This is a genomic window from Janthinobacterium sp. AD80 (assembly GCF_002878455.1).
In the GTDB taxonomy this organism is placed as follows: Bacteria; Pseudomonadota; Gammaproteobacteria; order Burkholderiales; family Burkholderiaceae_D; genus Janthinobacterium.
In genome coordinates, this window is sequence record NZ_NRDQ01000090.1 from 19985 (window position 1) to 40254 (window position 20270).

At 64.7% G+C, this 20270-nt stretch carries 17 protein-coding genes; 7 read left to right on the forward strand and 10 right to left on the reverse strand.

Annotation, left to right across the window (positions count from 1 at the left end):
- Window positions 1-16 precede the first annotated feature (16 nt).
- The 3 genes from JaAD80_RS17860 to JaAD80_RS17870 all read right to left on the reverse strand — a co-directional run bounded on the left by JaAD80_RS17860 (window position 17) and on the right by JaAD80_RS17870 (window position 1462).
- A complete protein-coding gene (locus JaAD80_RS17860; RefSeq protein ID WP_102295983.1) occupies window positions 17-601 on the reverse strand; it encodes a chromate transporter in 585 nt (194 codons plus the stop codon).
- Window positions 598-1197, reverse strand: coding sequence for a chromate transporter (locus JaAD80_RS17865; protein WP_102295985.1), 600 nt, complete (start codon window positions 1195-1197; stop codon window positions 598-600). The genes JaAD80_RS17860 and JaAD80_RS17865 overlap by 4 nt, the downstream gene beginning before the upstream one ends.
- A 76-nt stretch (window positions 1198-1273) precedes the next feature.
- Window positions 1274-1462, reverse strand: a complete 189-nt coding sequence (locus JaAD80_RS17870) for a hypothetical protein (protein WP_102295987.1) — start codon at window positions 1460-1462, stop codon at window positions 1274-1276.
- 252 nt (window positions 1463-1714) lie between these two features.
- On the opposite strand from JaAD80_RS17870, the gene JaAD80_RS17875 reads away from it, so the two are divergent.
- Window positions 1715-1936 carry a hypothetical protein gene (locus JaAD80_RS17875; protein ID WP_102295988.1) on the forward strand — a complete coding sequence of 74 codons (222 nt, stop codon included), beginning with the start codon at window positions 1715-1717 and terminating at the stop codon, window positions 1934-1936.
- 416 nt (window positions 1937-2352) lie between these two features.
- Here the strand turns inward: JaAD80_RS17875 and JaAD80_RS17880 are convergent, their stop codons facing one another.
- Together JaAD80_RS17880 and JaAD80_RS17885 are read right to left on the reverse strand one after the other, a co-directional pair.
- Entirely contained in the window at window positions 2353-2949 is a 597-nt protein-coding gene (locus JaAD80_RS17880) for a response regulator (protein ID WP_258003063.1), read from the reverse strand.
- 369 nt (window positions 2950-3318) lie between these two features.
- Window positions 3319-3867 carry a phosphohydrolase gene (locus tag JaAD80_RS17885; RefSeq protein WP_102295990.1) on the reverse strand — a complete coding sequence of 183 codons (549 nt, stop codon included), beginning with the start codon at window positions 3865-3867 and terminating at the stop codon, window positions 3319-3321.
- 201 nt (window positions 3868-4068) lie between these two features.
- Here JaAD80_RS17885 and JaAD80_RS17890 point away from each other — a divergent pair, with 201 nt between their 5' ends.
- Window positions 4069-7206: an NAD(P)-binding protein gene (locus tag JaAD80_RS17890; protein ID WP_258003064.1), complete on the forward strand. Its 3138-nt coding sequence runs from the start codon at window positions 4069-4071 to the stop codon at window positions 7204-7206.
- A gap of 45 nt (window positions 7207-7251) precedes the next feature.
- Entirely contained in the window at window positions 7252-8157 is a 906-nt protein-coding gene (locus JaAD80_RS17895) for an alpha/beta hydrolase (RefSeq protein WP_258003065.1), read from the forward strand.
- Here the strand turns inward: JaAD80_RS17895 and JaAD80_RS17900 are convergent.
- A complete protein-coding gene (locus JaAD80_RS17900; protein WP_102295992.1) occupies window positions 8154-11072 on the reverse strand; it encodes a hybrid sensor histidine kinase/response regulator in 2919 nt (972 codons plus the stop codon). The two genes, JaAD80_RS17895 and JaAD80_RS17900, sit on opposite strands and share 4 nt — an antisense overlap.
- A 170-nt stretch (window positions 11073-11242) precedes the next feature.
- On the opposite strand from JaAD80_RS17900, the gene JaAD80_RS17905 reads away from it, so the two are divergent.
- Window positions 11243-11872, forward strand: a complete 630-nt coding sequence (locus JaAD80_RS17905; protein WP_102295994.1) for a LysE family translocator — start codon at window positions 11243-11245, stop codon at window positions 11870-11872.
- Here JaAD80_RS17905 and JaAD80_RS17910 read toward each other — a convergent pair.
- Together JaAD80_RS17910 and JaAD80_RS17915 are read right to left on the reverse strand one after the other, a co-directional pair.
- Window positions 11835-12602, reverse strand: a complete 768-nt coding sequence (locus JaAD80_RS17910; RefSeq protein ID WP_258003066.1) for a YceI family protein — start codon at window positions 12600-12602, stop codon at window positions 11835-11837. The two genes, JaAD80_RS17905 and JaAD80_RS17910, sit on opposite strands and share 38 nt — an antisense overlap.
- A 120-nt stretch (window positions 12603-12722) precedes the next feature.
- Complete coding sequence (locus JaAD80_RS17915) at window positions 12723-13616, reverse strand: alpha/beta fold hydrolase (RefSeq protein ID WP_102295996.1); 894 nt, start codon at window positions 13614-13616, stop codon at window positions 12723-12725.
- A gap of 110 nt (window positions 13617-13726) precedes the next feature.
- On the opposite strand from JaAD80_RS17915, the gene JaAD80_RS17920 reads away from it, so the two are divergent.
- On the forward strand, window positions 13727-14608 hold the full coding sequence (locus JaAD80_RS17920) for a LysR substrate-binding domain-containing protein (protein ID WP_102296012.1): 882 nt from the start codon (window positions 13727-13729) through the stop codon (window positions 14606-14608).
- Between the two features lie 835 nt (window positions 14609-15443).
- Here the strand turns inward: JaAD80_RS17920 and JaAD80_RS17925 are convergent.
- Entirely contained in the window at window positions 15444-18167 is a 2724-nt protein-coding gene (locus tag JaAD80_RS17925) for a M1 family metallopeptidase (protein WP_102295998.1), read from the reverse strand.
- A gap of 207 nt (window positions 18168-18374) precedes the next feature.
- Here JaAD80_RS17925 and JaAD80_RS17930 point away from each other — a divergent pair, with 207 nt between their 5' ends.
- Window positions 18375-19073, forward strand: coding sequence for a glutathione S-transferase family protein (locus tag JaAD80_RS17930; RefSeq protein WP_102295999.1), 699 nt, complete (start codon window positions 18375-18377; stop codon window positions 19071-19073).
- Window positions 19074-19107: 34 nt separating this feature from the next.
- Window positions 19108-19731: a glutathione S-transferase family protein gene (locus tag JaAD80_RS17935; protein WP_102296001.1), complete on the forward strand. Its 624-nt coding sequence runs from the start codon at window positions 19108-19110 to the stop codon at window positions 19729-19731.
- Window positions 19732-20022: 291 nt separating this feature from the next.
- Here the strand turns inward: JaAD80_RS17935 and JaAD80_RS17940 are convergent.
- Window positions 20023-20270 (reverse strand): transposase (locus JaAD80_RS17940; RefSeq protein WP_146012421.1); only part of this gene is annotated, 248 nt, incomplete at its 5' end.

A 20270-nucleotide genomic window follows, 5' to 3' on the forward strand; every position in this document is an offset into this window, starting at 1 on the left:
CGGGGCGCTGCCGCAGCTAGATGAGCTGCAGCCAGCCCAGCACGGCGCCGCCCGCCAGCAGCCACAGCAAATGAATCTTCGTGCGCCAGATGAGGATGCCGGCCACGATGGACAGGCTCCACACGGGCCAGTCCGTGGCAAGATTGTGGTTGGCCCCGCCCAGGATCATGCCGGTGGAAATCAGCAGGGCGACGACGATGGGCGCCATGCCTTGTTTGAAGGCGCGCACGGCGCGCAAGTCGCGGTTGCGGTAGCCCCACTGGGCCGCCATGTAAGTCAGGGTCGTGCTGGGCAGCATGATGCCGACCATCGTCACCAGCACGCCCAGATACGCGGCCGCATAGCTGCCCGCGTTCATGCCCACGTTCCAGCCCATCAGGGCGACGAACAGCACGTTGGGGCCGGGCGCCGCCTGCGCGATGGCGATCGATTCATTGAACTGGGCCTGCGTCAGCCAGCCGTGCTGCTCCACCAGGAAACGGTGCATTTCGGAGGTGGTGGAGATGGCGCCGCCGATCGACATCAGCGACAGCATCAGGTAATGGCCGAACAGGTTCAGCCAGTCGCCCGTGCTCAGCACCAGCTGCAGCGGTGGATTCATGTGGATAGCTTTCTATACGTCAACAGGCAGCCGGTGCCGCCCAGGCCCAGCAGGATGTAGATGAGGGGCCAGCGGAGGATCGCCACCATCAGCACGCCCAGCACGCAGATGGACAAGGTCAGCCACAGGGGCAGCGGATGCTTGCCAAGCGCGGCGGCCAGTTTGACGCCCGTGGCGGCGATCATGCCGGCCGAGACTGCCGCCATGCCGCGCAAGGCGCCGGCCATCTGCGCATTGTCGCCAAAGCGCGTGTACAGCACGCCCAGCACGAGCACGATGACGAGGGGCACGGCCAGCATGCCGGCCAGCGCCGCCAGCGCGCCCTTCAAGCCGAAATAGCGGCCGCCCACCATCAGCGACAGGTTGACCACGTTGGGCCCGGGCATGATTTGCGCCACGGCCCAGTCTTCCAGAAATTCTTCCTGCGTCAGCCAGCGCTTGCGTTCCACCATCTCGCGCTGGATCACGGCCAGCACGCCGCCAAACCCCTGCAGGGCCAGCAAGGTGAACGAGAAAAACAGGTCGGCCAGCGAACTGGGCCGGGGGCGGGGAAAGTCGGTGCCGTCAGGCAGGGCGGGAGCGTCGGGGGCGGTCATGCCCGATTATCGCCGTGCCGGCTTCGCCTTGTCCATGTCTATTCCTGCAGCCGGTTTTTCGCGCCATGCCCGCGCATCAGGCGCCGCCGATGCCGGCAATGACCACGCCCGTGCCGGCGCACATGGGACAGGCTTGTCCGTCCGCCATGGCGCCCCGGCCCTGGCAGTGCGTGCAGACGTTTTCGCCCGTGCCCGGGGTACCGGGCGGGGCGATGTCGCCGGGATTTTTGGCGGGGTCGGGTGGTGTATTCGGCTTGGTTTCCATGTGCGTCTCCTCATGCCTGCGCCGCGCGACGGCGGCGCCATCCCATGGTAGGCGGGCGCCACGCGCCGTGTTTGATCTGCATAAGACGTGCGGCCTTGAATATCAGAAAAAAACTGCATTGCAATGGCTGGCTGGCATTGACATCGTGCGTTTATCGGCAATACTTTCGCTGTCACTTCCGCGCTGGCGTCCCAGTGCCGGTCCCCGCAGCCGCTTCCCGCCATGTCTGCATTTTCTCAGGAGTCATCCATCATGCCGAGTTCCACCGAAACCTTGCATATGCCCGTCACGCCCATGGTGCGCCATGTGCGGGTCGACCAGAAGATGTGCGATATCGTCAACCTGGGCATTGCCGTGCAGGCGGCCTTCAGTACCTTGTGCGCGCTGGAATACCTGAAGTCATACAATGTCGCACCCGAACTGATCGAAAGAGTGCTGCTGCATCCGGAGCAGCGCCGCCAGCTACTGCACTGACTGGTTGCCGTGGCAACTGTGTTGCCATGGGGCACTGTCGTACGTTGTTGAATTGATCATTACAGCTCAGTTATGCACAAATGATGGGCTAGCGAAATTGCTGAAATTATTTTCACGTGATTATCTGTTAGATTCTAAGTCATTGATTTTACTCTGTTATTTTTTTGCTGTTTGATTGAGCAGTTTATTGAAAGCCGCACTGGCTGTGGCTTTGAGGCCTGTCAATAGGCGCTTATCCACAAAGATATCCACAGTCCGTGTGGATATCTGAAAAAGCGCTTAACAATCCGCCACTTAGATTATTTTGGCCAATCCGCGCGCGCCTGCGGCCATGGCGAAGCGCCAAAATGGGGCATCGCGCAAGCCTGTATGCCTATCCAGTGCTCTTGTTTTATGACTGAAAGTAGGCGGATGGTTCAGGGCGTGCCGGCCGGTGGCGCCGGTGGCGTGCCGTCGCGCTGGGCCAGCGCCGCGGCCAGGTCGGCCAGTTGCTGCTGCGCTTCGCGCAGGGTGGCATAGGTGCGCAGCGAGGCGATCACGGTGGTGAACAATTTGCGTGTCGTCAGGTCGGTCTTGCACCAGAAATCGTTGATGTCGTAATCGATGATGATGCGGTGCTCCAGCGCCTGGCCAGGCTGGCCCGTGCGCAGGATGATGCGCACTGCGCTGTTGTGGAGATCCTCGCGGATCTGGCGCGCCACTTGCAGGCCGGCATCCTGCGTTTCCATGATGACATCCAGCAGCACCACGGCGATATCGGGTGTGCCGCGCAGCACGGTGAGCGCCTCGGCGCCCGAATAGGCATGCAGAAAGCTCAGCCGGCGCCCCTGGAAACTGGCCTGGCTGAGGGCGAATTTGGTGACCACGTGCACGTCGACATCGTCGTCGACGATCAGCACGCGCCACGGCGCCGGCGCATTGGCCGCGTCGGACGCCGCGCCGCCACGCGCCAGCGGTTCATCGACCAGCCAGTCGGGTTCGTCCGGTGCCTTGGCGCCGTTATCGGTATCCATAGTCATGCCATTATCCAGCGTTGATGGTGCCCATTCACTCCACACTATGCCAGTCCGCAAGGTTTGTCAAAACAATGCTGTTCTTGCAAGGCCATGCTTGCCCTTGATGCTCAGGGCGTCAAAAAATATATTTTGGTGTTGCTTGAGAAAGTTTGTTCAAGCGCAAATGCGGCATCACAAGTCGTTGATTTCATTGGGATAAAAAATTGCCTGTGAAATCAGCAAATTGTTGAAACCCGCATCAATACTGGTGTTGCGGCTTGTCAAGAGGGGCTTATCAACAACTTTATCCACAGTTGCTGTGGATATCTAAAAAAGCCGTGCAAAAACCGTGGCTTAGGGCGCGGCTGGCAGTGTGGCGCGCGGCACTCAAGCGGCCATGCCTTCGCCGCTCAGTTCGGCAAACGCCTGCAAAAAACGCTGCTTGGCTTCGGCCGGACCCATGGCGTCAATTATACCGGGCAAGGGGGCGATGCCGTCAAGGTAGGCCCAGCGCTCGGCCGAATGCGGCATCAGGTCGCGCTTTTCCGTGGCCAGCGCAATCAGGTCGGCCTGCTTGATGGGCGCGTAGTCGGAAAAGTCCAGGCCGTAGGTGGCGGCGATGATGGCGCTCACCTTGTCTTCCAGCGCGGCAAATTCCGGCAGCAGCACTTTCAATGGTTTCACCATGTCGCCCAGATAGGCTTCGGCCGCGTCGTGCAGCAGGGCCGCCAGGCGCATGCGCGGCGGCACCAGGCTGGCGACGATCAGGCTGTGCTGGGCGATCGAATAAAACACTTGCGTCTGGCCATTGAAGCGGCACTGGTAGGCCAGGCCGTGCGCGATGTCTTCGATGGCGACCTTGTCGATATGCGGGCGCAAGGGATAAAAACGGTTGCCTGAATAAGTGGAAACATAATCGGTGGTAATCATTGCCATGACAGGGTGCTCGGAACGCTGACGATGCTGCATCGTACACCCGATGCCGGCAGCTTGCCCCGGCCGCCGTGCGCCCGCCGCTTGGCGTCGCAGCCTATGCATCTTGGCATATCCTTTAATTTATTTCATATCATTCATTGTTCTTTCTCAAATACACTATCTCAATCTTGTTTGTCTGAAACTTAAATAGGGAGCAGGGCAATGACGGCGAAACCTTCGGCAAGACCTTCGTATATCTACCAGGGCGGTTCGGTGATGATGCACTCGCCGCTGCAATTGAAACAGTCGGAAATGTACGGGTATTTCGTCAAGGGCGACCTGGCCAAGCTGCAGGCTACCGTCAACACCACCCTGAACCAGGTGGCGGGCCAGCGCATGACCCTGAAAGCCCTGTCGCCGTATGTGATGCTGACCTTTACGCGCGTCAACCATGCGGACTCCGCCAACCCCGTCGACCAGGCCAAGGGCTGGATCACGGAAGTCGACATCGTCACCTGGATCATGGTCGGCCAGATGGATGACGCGGGCAAGCTCGCGCATATCTACTGGTACCCCTGCCATATTTTCGTCGACGACGCCATGGCCCTGATCAACGGGCGCGAACTGTTTGGCTACCCGAAATACTTGTGCGAATACGAGATTCCCGCCGCGGGCAGCGAGCCGCTGCGCTGTTCCGTCGCCGCCAAGGGTTTCCAGCATTTCTCACCGGAAACGAAACTGGCCCTGCACCCGCTGCTGGAAGTCAATGCCACCGTGCAGACGGGGCCGCACAAGCCCGTCAACAGCTTTTTGGAACTGATCGAGCAGGCCTTCAAGATTTTCCTTTCCATCCCCGACTTTTTCGACATGGACCAGGCCGGCTGGGCCGATATCCTGTCCCTGCTGCGCAATCCCCGCATCGACCAGATTTTCCTCAAGCAATTCCCCGACAGCGCGGGCGTGAAGGCCGTGTACCAGGCGCTGGTGGCCGCGCCGGCCGAAATCAACCGCCTGCACAGCGCGCGCCTGCTCGGCTATGAATATGCATGCACGGTGCACGCCTTCGACAGCTTCCCGCTGGACCAGACCCTGGGCTTGCAGCTGGGACCGCAGGCGGCCATCCTGCCGTTCAACGTGAACTTCGATTTCACGGCCATGCCGGGCGAGGAGCTGGTCGACAATTCGCAGATCGCGCCAGAAAAGATCGCCATCCTCGGCGGCGGCGTGGCGGCCATGACGGCCGCATATTATCTGACCAACCAGCCGGGCTGGCAAAACCAGCATGCCATCACCGTGTATCAACTGGGCTGGCGCCTGGGCGGCAAGGGCGCCAGCGGACGCAATGCGCAAGCGGGCCAGCGCATCGAGGAACACGGCCTGCATATCTGGTTCGGCTTTTATGCCAACGCCTTCAAGATGATCAAGGAAGCCTACGCCAGCCTGGAGCGTCCGCCCGGCGCGCCGCTGGCCACCTGGCGCGACGCCTTCAAGCAGCACGATTACGTGGCCCTGTCCGAGGACGTGAAGGGGCAGTGGCGCAACTGGTCCATCGTCTTCCCCACCTTGCCGGGCGAGCCGGGCGAGGGCGGCGAAGACATCACCCTGTGGCAGATGGCCGTGGCCATGGTGGGCTGGATCGAGCAGTGGATACGCCAGATCCGCCAAGTGGCCGATGCCGACGCGCGCATCGTGCGCGCCAGCGCCTCGCAAGGTGAGGGAGTGTGGCCGGGCTGGCTGCGCCGCCTGGCCGATGAAGTGGTGGGGCAGGCCGATGAACTGGGGCTGGACGTGGGCCTGTCCGTGGGCGCGCTGGTGGCGCTGGTGGCCGACCTGGCGCCCGATTCCACGCGCCACGACCAGGCCCGCCACCAGCTGCTGGCCAGCACCCTGAACGGCATCCGCGCCTGGCTGCGCCTGCGCTACCGCGCGCTGATCGACGGCGACGATGAATTGCGCCGCCTGTTCATCTGCCTGGACCTGGGCATCACCGTCATGAAGGGCATGTTCCAGGATGGCGTGTTCAAGAACGGCTTCGACGTCATCAACGATATCGACTTCCGCGACTGGCTGCGCAAGCATGGCGGCGACGAGCAGTTCAGCGTCAACTCGGCGCCCGTGCGCGGCTTCTACGACCTGGTGTTCGCCTACGAGGGCGGCGATTTTTCCAAGCCGAACATCGAGGCAGGCACCCTGCTGCGGGCGATGGCGCGCATCGGCCTGGCCTACAAGGGCGGCATCATGTTCAAGATGCAGGCCGGCATGGGCGACACGATTTTCACGCCGCTGTACGAAGTGCTGCAAAAACGGGGGGTGGAATTCAAGTTCTTCCAGCGCGTGGAAGAACTGGTGCCGGGCGCGGGCGACATAGCCAGCATCCGCATCACCGAGCAGGTGCAATTGAAGGATCCGGCCGAAGACTACGCGCCGCTGGTGAATGTGAAAGGCCTCGATTGCTGGCCCAGCGCGCCCGATTACGCGCAGCTCGATCCCGCGCAGGCGGCCCTGCTGCAGGAAAAAGGCGTCAACCTGGAGTCGTACTGGAGCGACTGGCCGCAGCAGTACCAACAGGCGTTCGGCCAGCCGCTGCCCGTCACCGTCCTGAAGAAGGGCGTCGATTTCGACAAGGTGGTGTTCGGCATTTCCATCGGTTCGCTGGAGGCGCTGTGCCCGCAGTTGCTGGCGCACAGCCCGACCCTGCGCCTGACGACCGAGAAGGTGAAAACGGTGGCCACGCAAGCCTACCAGGTGTGGCTCAACAAGAACCTGTCGCAGATGGGCTGGACCACGCAGCCGCAAGGCCAGCAGCCCGTGCTGTCGGCCTTCACGGAGCCGTACGACACGTGGGCGCCGATGGACCAGTTGCTGGCGCACGAAGACTGGCCGGCGGGGCTCGAGCCAAAAAACGTTTCCTACTTTTGCAGCGCCTTCCCCGTCGACAGCTATCCACCCGTGACGGACACGGGCTTTCCGGCCCGCTGTGCGGAAAAGGCCAAGCAGGGCGCGCTGCACCAGCTGGAGCGGGAAATCGGTGCCCTGTGGGCCGAGGCAGGGGCACCGGGCGCGTTTCCGTGGCAATGGCTGGTCGATGCCAAGGCCGGCACGGGGCCGGCGCGTTTCGACAGCCAGTACTGGCGCGCCAACGTCGACCCGTCCGAGCGCTACGTCATGTCGGTGGTGGGCAGCACGCAGTACCGCCTGGCCACCGACCAGTCGGGCTTCAGCAACCTGTTCCTCACGGGCGACTGGATCAGGACGGGCATCAACGCGGGCTGCGTGGAGGCGGCCGTCATGGCCGGCATGCAGACCTCGCGCGCCATGACGGGCTATCCGGCCGTGATCCAGGGCGAGACGGATTTTTAACCTGCCCTTATGATGGCGTTTCATCGTCCCTGCGCGAGCCTGCCCATGAAACGCCTGCTGCTGCTTTGTCTGGTCTTCCTTCCCCTGCACGCCGGCGCCGCGCCGGCAGGCGCGGTTCTGCTGTGGCCCGGCCCGCCGCCCGGTGGCGCGGCGCCCGGCCCGCAGCGCGACAGCGCCAAAGGCTCGATTACCCAGGTCGAGCAGCCCTACCTGCTCGTGCACCGCCCGGCGCGGCCAAACGGCGTGGCCATCCTGCTGGCCAGCGGCGGCGGCTATGCGCATATCGAGGCGGGCAAGGAAAGCGGCCCGGCCGCCGCCTGGCTGCAGGCGCAGGGCATCACGGCCTTTGAGCTGGTGTACCGCTTGCCGCAGGAAGGCGGCGGGGTGGACGCGCCGTTTCAGGATGGCCAGCGCGCCATGCGCCTGATCCGCGCGCGCGCCGCCGAATGGAAAATCGATCCGGCGCGCATCGGCATGCTGGGTTTTTCCGCCGGCGCGCACCTGGCCGGCATGACGGCCGTGCAGCCGCACGCCGTGCGTTATGCGCCCGTCGATGCGGCGGACAAGGTGTCGGCGCGGCCCGATTTTGCCGTGCTGCTGTATCCCGTGCTGACCATGCAGCCGCCGTTCGACACGACGCATGCGAAAAAGGAGCTGCTGGGCGCGCATCCGGCGCAGGCCGCGCGCGACGCCATGTCGGTCGAGCTGCAGGCAGACGCGCAAACGCCGCCCGCCTTCATCGCGCAAGCCCTCGATGATCCGATTGCGCCGCCCGAAAACAGCCAGCTGATGGCCAGCGCCCTGCACCGCGCGGGCGTGCCCGTGGAACTGCACCTGTTCCGGCACGGCGGCCATGGCTGGGGCCTGGGCAAGCCGGGCAGCGAACCGGCCGCCTGGCCGCAACTGCTGCTGGCGTGGCTGCAAGCACACGGCTGGATGACGGCGCCCTAAGACGTGCTGCCGGCGTGTTCTTCCAGGTCGCGCCGCGCCACGTCCAGCGCTTCCTGCAGTTGCGGCAGATACTGCTCGACGTTATCGAGCTGGCCGTTCGACGCCAGCGTTTCCATCTGGTGGCACAGGCTGTGCAGGGTGGGGCGGCTCAGGTAGCCGGCGCTGCCTTTCAATGCATGAAAAGCGGCGGCCGCGGCGCTGGCGTTGCCATTGCGCACGGCGTGGCAAGCCAGGTCCAGACGCCGTGGCGCTTCCATCAAGAAGGCTTGCGCGATGCGCTGCAAGTGCTGCGGCGACAGGCCCGCCAGCGGCAGGATGTGCACGGGCACGCTCATCGGATCGGCGGGCGGCGGCGTGTCCAGTGGCGCGGCGCTGGCCGTATCCAGGCCGAACTGGCGCGCCAGCGCGTCTTCTTCGGCCGGCAGGGCCGGTGGCAGCGCCTGGCCGCGCGCCAGCAGCAGGTCGATGATGGCGTCGATCTTTTCAAACAGCAGCGCTTCATCGACAGGTTTGCTGAGGAAGTCGTCCATGCCGGCCGCCAGGTAGCGCTGGCGGTCATGTTCGCTGGCGTTGGCCGTCAGGGCGATGATGGGGATGTGCGCGTCGGGAATCGGGAAGTGCGCATTGCCGCCGTCGCGTATCAGGCGCGCGGCCTGCTCGCCGTCCATCAGCGGCATGCGGCCATCCATCAGCACGCAGTCATAGGCGCCGGAGCCCAGCGCGCGCAGCGCTTCTTCGCCATTGTCAACGATGCTCACGGCATGGCCCATGGCTTCGAGCAGGGTGCCGATGATGATCTGGTTGGTGCGCACGTCTTCTGCGCACAGGATGCGCAGGCGGCAGGCGTGGCGCGCGTGGCGCGGCAGCTGGCGCGCATTCGCGGCCGGCGCGCTGCCATCGAGCAGTGGCAGGCTGAAATGAAAGCGCGAGCCGATGCCGACCCGGCTTTCGACGCCGATGCTGCCGCCCATCAGTTCGACCAGTTCCTTGCAGATGGCCAGGCCCAGGCCCGTGCCGCCATAGCGGCGCGTGGTGGAATGGTCGGCCTGTTCGAACTTCTGGAACAGACGCGGCAAGGTGTCGGCATCGATGCCTGGCCCCGTGTCGCTGATGATGAATTCGATCTGGCTGCGGCCATCGCCGCGCGGCGGCGTGCGCGCGCGCCGCACCTCCAGCAGCACCTCGCCGTTCGCCGTGAATTTCAAGGCGTTCCCCAGCAGGTTGATGAGGATCTGGCGCAGGCGCGTGGGATCGGCGCGCACATAGCGGGGCAGGTCGAGCGCCAGTTCGCGGCGCAGCAGCAGGCTCTTGGCGTCGGCCTGGCCCTGCACGATGCCGGCCGCGTCGCCGACCAGGGCCAGCAAGTCGAAGTCCAGCGTTTCCAGGGTCAGCTTGCCCGCGTCGATCTTCGAGAAGTCGAGGATGTCGTTGAGGATGGTCAGCAGCGATTCGCCATTGTGCAGGCCGATGCGCAAATATTCCTGCGTGCGCCCGCGAACCGACTGGTCGCGCAGGGCGAATTTCAGCATGCCGATGACGCCGGCCAGCGGCGTGCGGATGTCGTGGCTCATGGCGGAAAGAAAATCGATGCGGTGGCGGCTGACCACTTCCGCGTGCTCCTTGGCCGTCAGCAGGGCATCGTTGCTGAGGGTCAGGGCCAGGGTGCGCTCGCGCACGCGCTGCTCCAGGTTGTTGCGCAGCAGCCGGATCTGGTCGGCCAGGGCAAAAGCCAGCAGCAGGCCGTCCAGGGTGCCGCCCAGCAGGGTCACCAGCTGGGCGTTGGCCACCATGGCCGGCATCAGGCCCAGGTTGGCCGGCAGGATCAGGAAACCGGGCAGCATGAGGGCGACGAAGGCCAGCACGAAAAAGCGCGCCGGCTGGTAGCCGTGGCGCCAGACAACGATGCCGCAGGTCAGCGCCAGCAGCATCCAGATGGTGATGGCGATGGTGGCCAGCGCATGCGCATATTGCAGGGCGAAGAAACAGCTGGGCAGCAGCAGCAGGGGCAGCACCAGGTTGATCTTGCTGATGCGGTAGAGCAGCGGTGAGTAATTGCGCAGGTGCAAAAAATGCATGTAGAACAGGGTACTGAAGACGGGCAGCAGGAAGAACGGCACGTAATGCAGCTGCAGCATGTGCCAGTCGAACAGGTCGGCGAAAACATGGAAAGTCATGGCCCAGGCCAGGCCATAGGTCAGCACATACAGCGCGTAATACGCCGAGGCTTTTTCCAGGGTGATGGAAAAGATGAAGAAGTTGAACAGGCCCAGCGCCAGCAGGGCGCCGATGGACGCGACCATCAGGAAATTCTCTTTTCCTACCAGCTTGCGGTAGTCCTGCTGCGTCTTGACGCCAAACATGGGCGCGCGCGCGTAATACGGGCTGGAAAAGCGGATCAGGATGGTGTACGTGGCGCCCGGCTGCAGCTGCACGTTTTTACCGTAGTGCAGCAGGTACTCGTGCGGGCGCTGGTAGCCCGTCAGCAGGGTGCGCGGTGCGTCGTGCTGGCCGGGGCCATACACATGGATGTCGACCAGGTCGATCAGGGTATCGTTGGGATCGATGACCCAGGCCGTCTCGCGCGTCTCGTTGCGCACCTGCGCCAGCAGCCAGTAGGCGCCGCCGAACAGGTCGATGTCGGTGGTCGGGCGCTGCTGCGCCAGCCACGCGGGCAGGGCGGCCGCATCGGCGGGCGCGGCCGTGTCGCTGGCCAGAAACAGCCGTGCGCCGCTGCCCAGGCTGTGGATGCCCTGCATGCCCAGGGACAGCGGCAGGCCCGGCGCTTGCGCCGCGCTGACCAGTCCCAGCAGGCCGAACAGGCCGAACAGGCCGAACAGACACAGCCACCGGCCTAGCCACGCGCTGACGCGAAAGCTGGAAGCGCTGTGGCTGGACGGTGGCGGATGGGCTGGCATCGGGGAGTCGGTTGGTGGTCGCGCAAGGCAGGGCGGCGATTGTGCTTGGGATCGCTCATTTTAATCGACTCTTGGTGACGCACGCTCAATTTCATCGCCTGCAGGCAGGCTGCCGATGGCCACCGCGGCCGGCTCCGGTATCATGTGGCTTTTTCGTCCGCGAGTCATGCATGCTTAGTCCCGACCAGTTCCTGGCCTTCCTGGCCGCCGCCGTCCTCATCACCGCCAGCCCCGGTCCCGACAACCTGATGGTGCTGGGCGTGGGCATGTCGCGCGGGCGGCGCCAGGGCATGGCGTTCGGCCTGGGCTGCGCCCTTGGCTGCCTCACGCATACCTTGCTGGCGACCATCGGCGTGTCGGCCCTGCTGGCCGCTTCGCCCACGGCCTTTACGGCGCTGAAGGTGGCCGGCGGCCTGTACCTGGTGTGGCTGGGCATCGGCGCGCTGCGCAGCCGGGGCGGCGCAAAAGTCGATGGCACGGCGGCCTTGCCTGACGAATCGCTGCTGCGCCTGTTCGGCAAGGGGCTGTTCGCCAACAGTATCAATCCGAAAGTCGTGCTGTTTTTCCTGTCGTTCCTGCCGCAGTTCATCGTCGCTGGACGGGGCGATGCCAGCTGGCAGACGGCGCAGCTGGGCCTGGTGTTTACGGCGCAGGCTTGCGTGCTGTTCAGCCTGCTCGGCTACTTCTCCGGCGCCGTCGGCACCTGGCTGAACCGCCGCCCGCGCGCCGGCCTGTGGCTGGACCGCGTGGCCGGCGGCATCTTCATTGCCCTGGGCTTGCGCCTGATCCTGGCGCGCTGATCTGCCGCCGCGCCGTGATGCGAAACGCCAGTTCCATCTGGTCCTGCACGGCCATGGCGCCGCCCAGGATGGCGAACGGCACGATGCCGAAATCGCTCTGCTTCAACAGCAGGCTGCCGCTAGCCTGCAGGCTTTTTCCGTCAGCCGTTTCCTCGATCCGCACGGGCAGCTGCACCGAGCGGGTCACGCCATGCAGGGTGATGTCGGCATCAAGCACCTCCTTGTTGCCCGTGCGGCGCGCGTCGATGCTGACCCACGGATAGCGTTCCGCCTCAAGCACGCGCACCAGCATGTTGTGCCGCGTGCCGGCGATGGCGTCGGCCGATGGCGTGCTCGTCAGCCCAGCCGCCTGGCGCAGGCCCTCTTCATCCACACGCATTTCATCGAGCCGGAACTGGAAGGCGGCGCGTCCCTGCGCGGGCGCCACCACGCCTTGCAGGCTGCGGCTGGCGATCACATGGTCGTGCCCCAGGCGCGCCAGCGCGCCGCCGCGGCGCACGGTAATGGTCAACAGGGATTCCTGCGGCACGATGTGCAGCGCCTGCGTGCCGCGCCGCAGCCATGCTGGCGTCTGCGTGGCCGCCATGGCTGTCGTATCGGCCGCGGGCGCAGGCAGCTGCGCGGCGGGCGGCGTGGCGAACGGCGAGCAGGCCGCCAGCAAAGCACCGGCACAGGCATAAGCGCAGGCATGGACCCAGGCGCGCAGCGCGCTGGGGCGGACATGTTGCATCGGTGACGGCTGCTGGCGTGGCATGGCAAAGGCTCGATAGGCGCAAGGCGCGATACGGCCATAGTAAGCGATCCACCCTGCCAGGCGATAGTCCCGAGTGCGCCGCGCGCGGCCGGGCGCTTACAAATTTCCCTCGACAAACATCAGGATGGCGCCTGCCACGGCTTGCGCCGCTTCGCGCTGGGGGAAGTGGCCGATGCCTTCGAGCAGCACGCGCTGGTACGCTCCGCTGAAATGGTGTTCGCGCCCGGCCGAGCTGTCCGGATGGTTGCAGCTGTCTGCCGCGCCATGCAGCACCAGGGTGGGAAGATGCAGCACGGGCGCCGGCTGCAGCAGCGCTTCGTCGGCCGCGTAGGCTGGGTCGCCCTCGACGAAGGCCCAGCGGTGGCGGTAGGAATGCAGCACCACCTCTGCCCAGTCGGGTCCGTCGAACGCGCGGCTGGCCTGCGCGAAATCGGCTGGCGCATACCAGCCGGCGGGCGACCAGCTGTCCCACATCATGCGGGCAAAGGCGTGGCGGTCATGCTCGACGGCTTGCCGGCCCCGGGGCGTGGCCATGAACCAGTGGTACCAGTAATTGCGCGCCTGCTGGTAAGACAATGCTTGTCGCGGGTCATTCGTTCCATAGCCAACCGACAGCATCACCAGGCCGCAGGCCGCATCGTGGCGCAGGCCGCAGGCGTTGGCGACGGCGCGCGCGCCCCAGTCATGGCCCACCAGCAAGGGTTGATGCAGTTGCATGGCATCGATAAAGTCGAGCAAGTCGCGTCCCAGCGCGGCCAGCTGGCCGCTGCGCGGCGTGTCCGCGTGGCGAAAGCGCGTGGGCGCGAAGCCGCGCAGGGCGGGCGCCAGCACGCGGTAGCCGGCGGCGGCCAGCGCCGTGGCCGTGGCGGCCCAGCTTTCCGGACTGTCCGGCCAGCCGTGCACCAGCACGGCGCAGCGCCTGCCGGACGGGTTCCATTCCAGATAGGCCACATCCAGCAGCGGGGTGGCGATGTAATGATAGTCTTGCATGGCATTCCTGACGAATTGAAGTGAGGAATTCATGGTAGCGCCGGTAAACTGTTTGATTCGTGAGGAATTCATCGATATTATGTGTATACCTTGATGAATTGGAGAGCCTGATGCACGCCTTGCCGGCAATCACCCTGGACATCGTCCTCTTGCGCAGCCTGCTCGAAGTGGTCGATGCTGGCGGCTTCGCGCTGGCTGCGCAAAACCTGGCGCTGACACCGTCGGCCGTCAGCGGACATATCAAGCGCCTGGAACACAGTGCCGGCAAACAATTACTGACACGCACGACGCGCAGCCTGGAACTGACGGCCGCCGGCGAAGTGCTGTACATGTATGCGCGCAATATCGTCGACCTGGAGCGCGAAGCGCGCGCCCGGCTCAGCGGTGCCGCCGTGCAGGGACGGCTGGTGCTGGGCGCGTCGGAAGATTTCGCGGGCACCTGGCTGCCGCAAGTGCTGCAAACCTTCCAGCGCTGGCATCCGCAGGCGTCGATCGAATTGAAGGTGGGCATCACGGCCGACTTGCTGCGGCGCCAGGCGCATGAACAGATCGATGTGATTTTCGGCAAGCAATGCAGCCGTACGGAAGGTGCGGGCGAATTGCTGTGGGCAGAACCTCTGGTGTGGGCCTACGCGGCCGGGCGTGCGCCTGACCCCGGACTGCCCGTGCCGCTGGCGCTGTTTCCAGCGCCTTGCGTCTACCGCGAAGCGGCGCTGGCCGCATTGGCGCAGGCGGGGCGCGCCTGGCGGCTGGCGTTTGACAGCGGCAGCATGGCCGGCTGTGTGGCGGCCGCGCTGGCCGGCTTTGCCGTCACGCCCGTGGCGCGCAGTCAGCTGCGCGACGGCTTGCGCATCCTGGGCACGGAAGAGGGCTTGCCGGCGCTGCCCGATGCGCGCTTTTACGCATTCCCGCGCAACAATACGCCGGCCGTGCGGGCGCTGGTGGACACCGTGCGTGGCGCGGGGCAGCGGCAGCAATTCCATGCGCGATGACTGATTTTCTGAAAAAGTGGCCATGAAAGCGCCGATGTTTAGCCTGCGTCATATGCCCGTCATATGCCGCTGTTATGATGCTTTCGTTGGCACACAGCATGCATTGCGCACATCACTACGCTCCGGGAGCGATAGGATGCAGGCATGACTCAACAGCTTAGCCGGTGAGCTCAACCATCGGCACCAGACACGTCAAACTTGTTTTGACAGCAATGAATGCAAGGCAGGGAACAGGAAAAACGGACATCAGGCCGGGGATTTAATGAAGTCCTAAGCCTGCCGCGAAGAAGGGCTGGCATAGTGGATACATGGCGCACGGAAACCCCGGGCCCAAGGTTGCCGGACACCTCAATGACCGGCACGATTTCCGCTGTGTTGGTTTTACCAGCGTTCCCAGTTTATCCCTGCGCTCTGAAACAGCGTTTCAGCCGGCTGCCGCGACTAGCGAAGCCGGTTTTTTTTTGCCTGCCGTTTTCTCCCTGCTGGCGCAAGCCGACAACATCGTCAGCCCAAGCCGCTGGCCTTGTCGGATGACGCGCTCGCGCTAATCCGACCTACCCGGCTGCTGGCGTACGTCGGCATACGTCGGCGCAGGTTGCGGTAGATCAGCGCAGGTCGGCGTAGGTCGGCTTAGCCCAAAGGGCGTAAGCCGACAACATTGTTGGCCCAAGCCGTCAGCCCACAACATCGTTAGCCCAAGCCGCTGGCCTTGTCGGATTACGCGCTCGCGCTAATCCGACCTACCCGGCTGTTGGCGCACGTTGCCGTAGGTCGGCGTAAGCCGACATCATTGTTGCCCAAGCCGTCAGCCAACACCATTGTTGGCCCATGCCGCTCAACTCGACTGCTGCGCCAGCCACGCATCAATGGCCGGCAGGCGCTCCGTACGCAGCTTGATGCGCCAGGCGATGCCGGCCACGGCGCTGTCGGCGTCGCCGCGCGCGCCATCGGGCAGGTTGGCTTGCGCATAGGCTTGCAGCTTGGCGATCATCTCGGGTTGCGCCGAGCCGGCGGCCAGGCGCGGGAAATAGCGGCTGCGCGAGCTGGCGTCGACGCGCGCATTGACTTGCTCCAGGTGCGCCAGCGCAAAGTCGAAAGCCAGTTCCGGATGCGTGCGCGCCACGCGCGAAATCATGGCGGGGCTGTTAGTCACGCCCGGTTCATCCGTCAGCGCCAGGGCCAGGGCGCGCTGCGCCAGTGCCGTGTCGTCGCTGGATGCCAGCAAGTCGTACAGCTGGTTCTTGATCAGCGGCGTCTTTTCCTCGCGCGCCCTGGCGTGCAGTTGCTCCCACGTGGCGCTGTCGGCATGCTGCGCCACCACGCCCAGGATGGCGCGGCGCAGCGGCGCCGGCATGGCGGGCGCATTTTGCTCACCGGCCTGTTCGCTGGCCGTGTAGCGGCGGCGCGCTTCGGCCAGCACGCCGGGTTCGCCCATGTCGCCGAGGATGGCGATCAGCTGGGCGCGCAGGGTGGCCACGCTGGACGCTTCGCCGGCGCGCGCTTCCCAGCCCGTCTGCGCCATCATCGGCGCCAGGCGTGCCATGGCGTAGCGGCCAAACGCCTGCTGGCGCGCGTCGTCTCCCGCATATTGCTCATACAGGCTGTTCAGGGATGCAGCCACCTTGCCCAGCACTTGCGGGTCGGCCGACAGCGGCGTGGCTTTCACCAGTTCCAGGAAGTCGGACGGCGCCTGCAGGCCGGCCATGCCCAGCGACTGGCTGTCCGCCAGCAGGCCCAGTTGATCGATGGGCGCCAGGCGCGCAAAGCTGGCTGCCAGTGCGCGCGTGTTGGCCGGGGCGTACAAGGTGCGGTAGTAGCCGCTCTGGCCCGCGTTCACCAGCAGGGCGCCGCAGCCCGGCACGTTCAAGGTCGCCTTGCCATTTTTCACCAGCACCCTGGCTTGTTTGGCGCTGCCGACCGTCGAGGCGATGACGGGCACTTGCCACGACAGCGGTTTCTTGTCCCCCTGGTCCTTGGAAAATTCCGTCTGGCGCAATGTCACGCGCGTGCTGCCCTTGCGGCACACGGCGTCGCTCACCGTGATCATCGGCACGCCGGGCTGCAGGGTGAAATCATGGGCGATGGCGCTGACGGGTTTGCGGGCCGCCGCGTCGACTTCGCGCCACAGGTCGTCGGAGACGGTATTGCCATACGCGTGCTTGCGCATGTAGCTGCGCACGGCCGTGCGCCAGGTGTCCGCGCCCACGTAGGCTTCAAGCATGCCGATCACCGCCTTGCCCTTCTGGTAGGTGATGCCGTCGAAGGCCTGGCTGGCCTGTTCCACCGTGGCGATGCGCTGGATCACCGGGTGCGTGGTGCGCAGCGCGTCCTGGCTCATGGCCGACTCGCGTCCGGCAACGTTGGCCAGGGCCGTGTTCCACTCTGGGTGCAAGCGCTGCGTGGTGCGCCCTTCCATCCACGAGGCAAAGCCTTCGTTGAGCCACAGGTCGTCCCACCAGCGCATGGTGACCAGGTCGCCGAACCACTGGTGCGCCATTTCATGCGACAGGGTGGTGTAGATGTTTTCCTTGTCCGCCTGGGTCGAGATGGCCGGGTCGAGCAGCAGGCCGTATTCGAAAGTGAAGACGGCGCCCCAGTTTTCCATGGCGCCGAAGAACTGGCTGCGGCCAGGCGCGGCGATGTTGTCGAGCTTGGGCAGCGGGTAGCGCACGCCGAAATAATCGTTATATTCGCGCAGCAGGGCGGCTGACTCGTCAAGCGCGAAGCGGCTTTGCGCCAGCGCGCCTTTCTTGGTGATGACGCCGATCTCCGTGCCCTCGCTCATTGCCGTGGCCCGCTCGAAGTCGCCCAGGCCGAAGAACAGCAGATAGGTCGACATGCGCGGCGTGGTGGCGAAGTACACATGCTTCATGCCATAACCCATCTCCTCGCTGCGGGCAATCGGCATGTTGCCGACAGCCATCTGGCCGCTCGGCACGACCACGTCGAGATCGAAAGTGGCCTTGTAGTCCGGTTCATCCCACGATGGCAGCATGCTGCGCGCGTCCGAGTTCTCGAACTGCGTGTACAGCGCGCGCTTGCGGCCTTCTGGCGTATCGTAGTCGAGCGAGAACAGGCCCGTCGCCTGCGTGCCGATCTTGCCGCTGTAGTCGATGCGCAGCAGGTACTCGCCCTTGTCCAGCGGCGCGGCGAAATGCACGGTGGCCGTCTGCTTGTCCGCATCGAAATCGATCTTGCGCGTCACCTGCTTGCTGCCGCCCGCGCCTTCGATGGCGGCGGCGGGAAACGCCAGGTTCAGCGCGTTGAAAGTGATGCTGGCCGTCGGCTTGTCGATGGCCACCTTGATGGCGACCTGGCCCTTGAAGGTGGCCGCGGCGGCATCCGGCATGATTGACACGATGTAGTGCAAAGGCCGCACGCCGCGCGGCAGCTGCGTGGTGGTGCCGGGGGCATGGCTGGCCGAGAGGTACCTGGCCTTGACGGGTGCGGCGTGGGCCGCATTGGCCACGCTGGCGCCGCTGATGGCGGTGGCGGTCAGTGCCAGGACGGCGGCGGCCAGCTGGCTGCGGCGGATACGGGGAGTCGGAGTGCGATGCATGGTAGGCCCTGAATACATGGAATTAACGCCCGCTGGCCGGACAGGCCGCAGGCGTGGCTGACGGTGGCGGGACCTCGCTGGAGCTGTCGGCCAGCGTTCCCGTCCAGCAATCTAAGGCGAAATGGGGGCAAAGTCAACGCGCCAGGGGCGCCGCAGCGCGACCGGGCGCTGGTATGATGGGCGCCTGATCATCCGCCGGGAGTACGCATGATTGATTTGTATACGGCCGCCACGCCCAATGGCCACAAGATTTCCGTCGCGCTGGAGGAACTGGCGCTGCCCTACACCTTGCACGCGCTGGAGCTGTCGCAGCATCAGCAAAAGGAAGCGTGGTTTTTGGCCATCAACCCGAATGGCCGCATCCCGGCCATCGTAGACCGCGCGAATGACGATTTCGCCGTCTTCGAGTCGGGCGCCATCCTTGTCTACCTGGCGGAAAAGACTGGCCAGCTGATGCCGCAGGATGCCAAGGGCCGCTCGCGCGTGATGCAGTGGCTGATGTTTCAGATGGGCGGCGTCGGTCCCATGATGGGGCAGGCGAATGTGTTTTACCGCTATTTCCCGGAAAAGATCCAGCCCGCCATCGACCGCTACCAGGGCGAGAGCCGGCGTTTGCTGCGCGTGCTCGACACGCACCTGGAACAGCACGAATACCTGGCCGGCGATTATTCGATTGCCGACATCGCCAACTGGGCCTGGGTGCGCACGCACAAATGGTCGGGCGTTGCCATCGATGACATGCCGCATCTGCGGCGCTGGCTGGCCGCCATCTACGCGCGCCCGGCGGCGCAGCGCGGCATTCTGCTGCCGCCGTCGCCCATCGACAGCGATGCCGATGCCGCCAGCACGGCTGCCTTTGCCGCGCAGGCGCGTGCCATCGTCGAAACGGGCAAGCAGCCATCCTGATTTTCAACCAACATAATAAAGCGAGACCCAGCACATGAAACTGTATATCAGCCCCCGCACGCCGAACCCACGCCGCGTCACCATGTTCATCGCCGAAAAGGGCATCACCGGCATCGAGGAAGTGGCGCTCGACCTCATGGCGGGCCAGCACCGCGACCCGGCTTTCCTGGAAAAAAATCCCATGGGCCGCGTGCCGGCGCTGGAGTTGCCGGACGGCCGCGTGCTGGCCGAGACGCGCGCCATCTGCACCTACCTGGAAGGCGTGCAGCCGCAGCCGAACCTGATGGGCGAGGGCTTTGAAGAGCGTGCTTTCATTGAAATGGCCGACCGCCGTGTGGAACTGCATCTGTTCATGGGCATCGCCAACTGCATCCGCCACAGCCATCCGGCCCTGGTGGCGCTGGAAAACCCGCAGTTCCCTGACTTTGGCGCGGCGCAGGGTAGCAAGATGCGCGAGACGGCGCAATGGCTGGACCAGCTGCTGGCCAGCCAGCCCTACATCGCCGGCGAACGGTTTACGATCGCCGACATTACGGCCTTCTGCGCGCTGGAATTCGCGCGCGGCCTGATGAAATACAAACCGGGCGCGGAAGGACTCGCGCACCTGCAAGCCTACCGCGACCGCATCGCCGAGCGCCCCAGCGCGCAGGCAAAGTAAGGCATTTTGTCGTCGCGCAGGCCGGATTGGCGGTACGCGTAATCCGATACCGCCACCGGGTAGGGTCAACAATGTTGTCGGCTTACGCCCGTTGGCGGTGCCATGCGATGGGTACGCAGGTTGGATTAGCGGCGTAGCTGCGTAATCCGATGACACCACCGGGTTGGGTCAACAATGTTGTCGGCTTACGCCCGTTGGGCTAAGCCGACCTACGCCGATCTACGCCGGCCTACGCTGGCTTACGGCCGATGGCGGTGAGATGCGATGGGCACGTAGATACTGTTATCCCCGTCAAGCGGCATGGAGGGTCGGATCAAATATTTTGCCCGACCTGAGCACGCCGAATGCTACGTGCACCAGCTTGCGCATCATGGCGCCGATGATCAGTTTCTTTGCCTTGCCAGCAGCACGGAGGCGCTGGCCAAAGCGCTTGCCCCAGGCTGTCCGGTACACGGTCACCATGGCTGGCATGTATAGCGCTTTGCGCAGGAAGCTGTGGCCGACCTTCGACATGCGTGGCTTGCCACGCACGCTGGAAC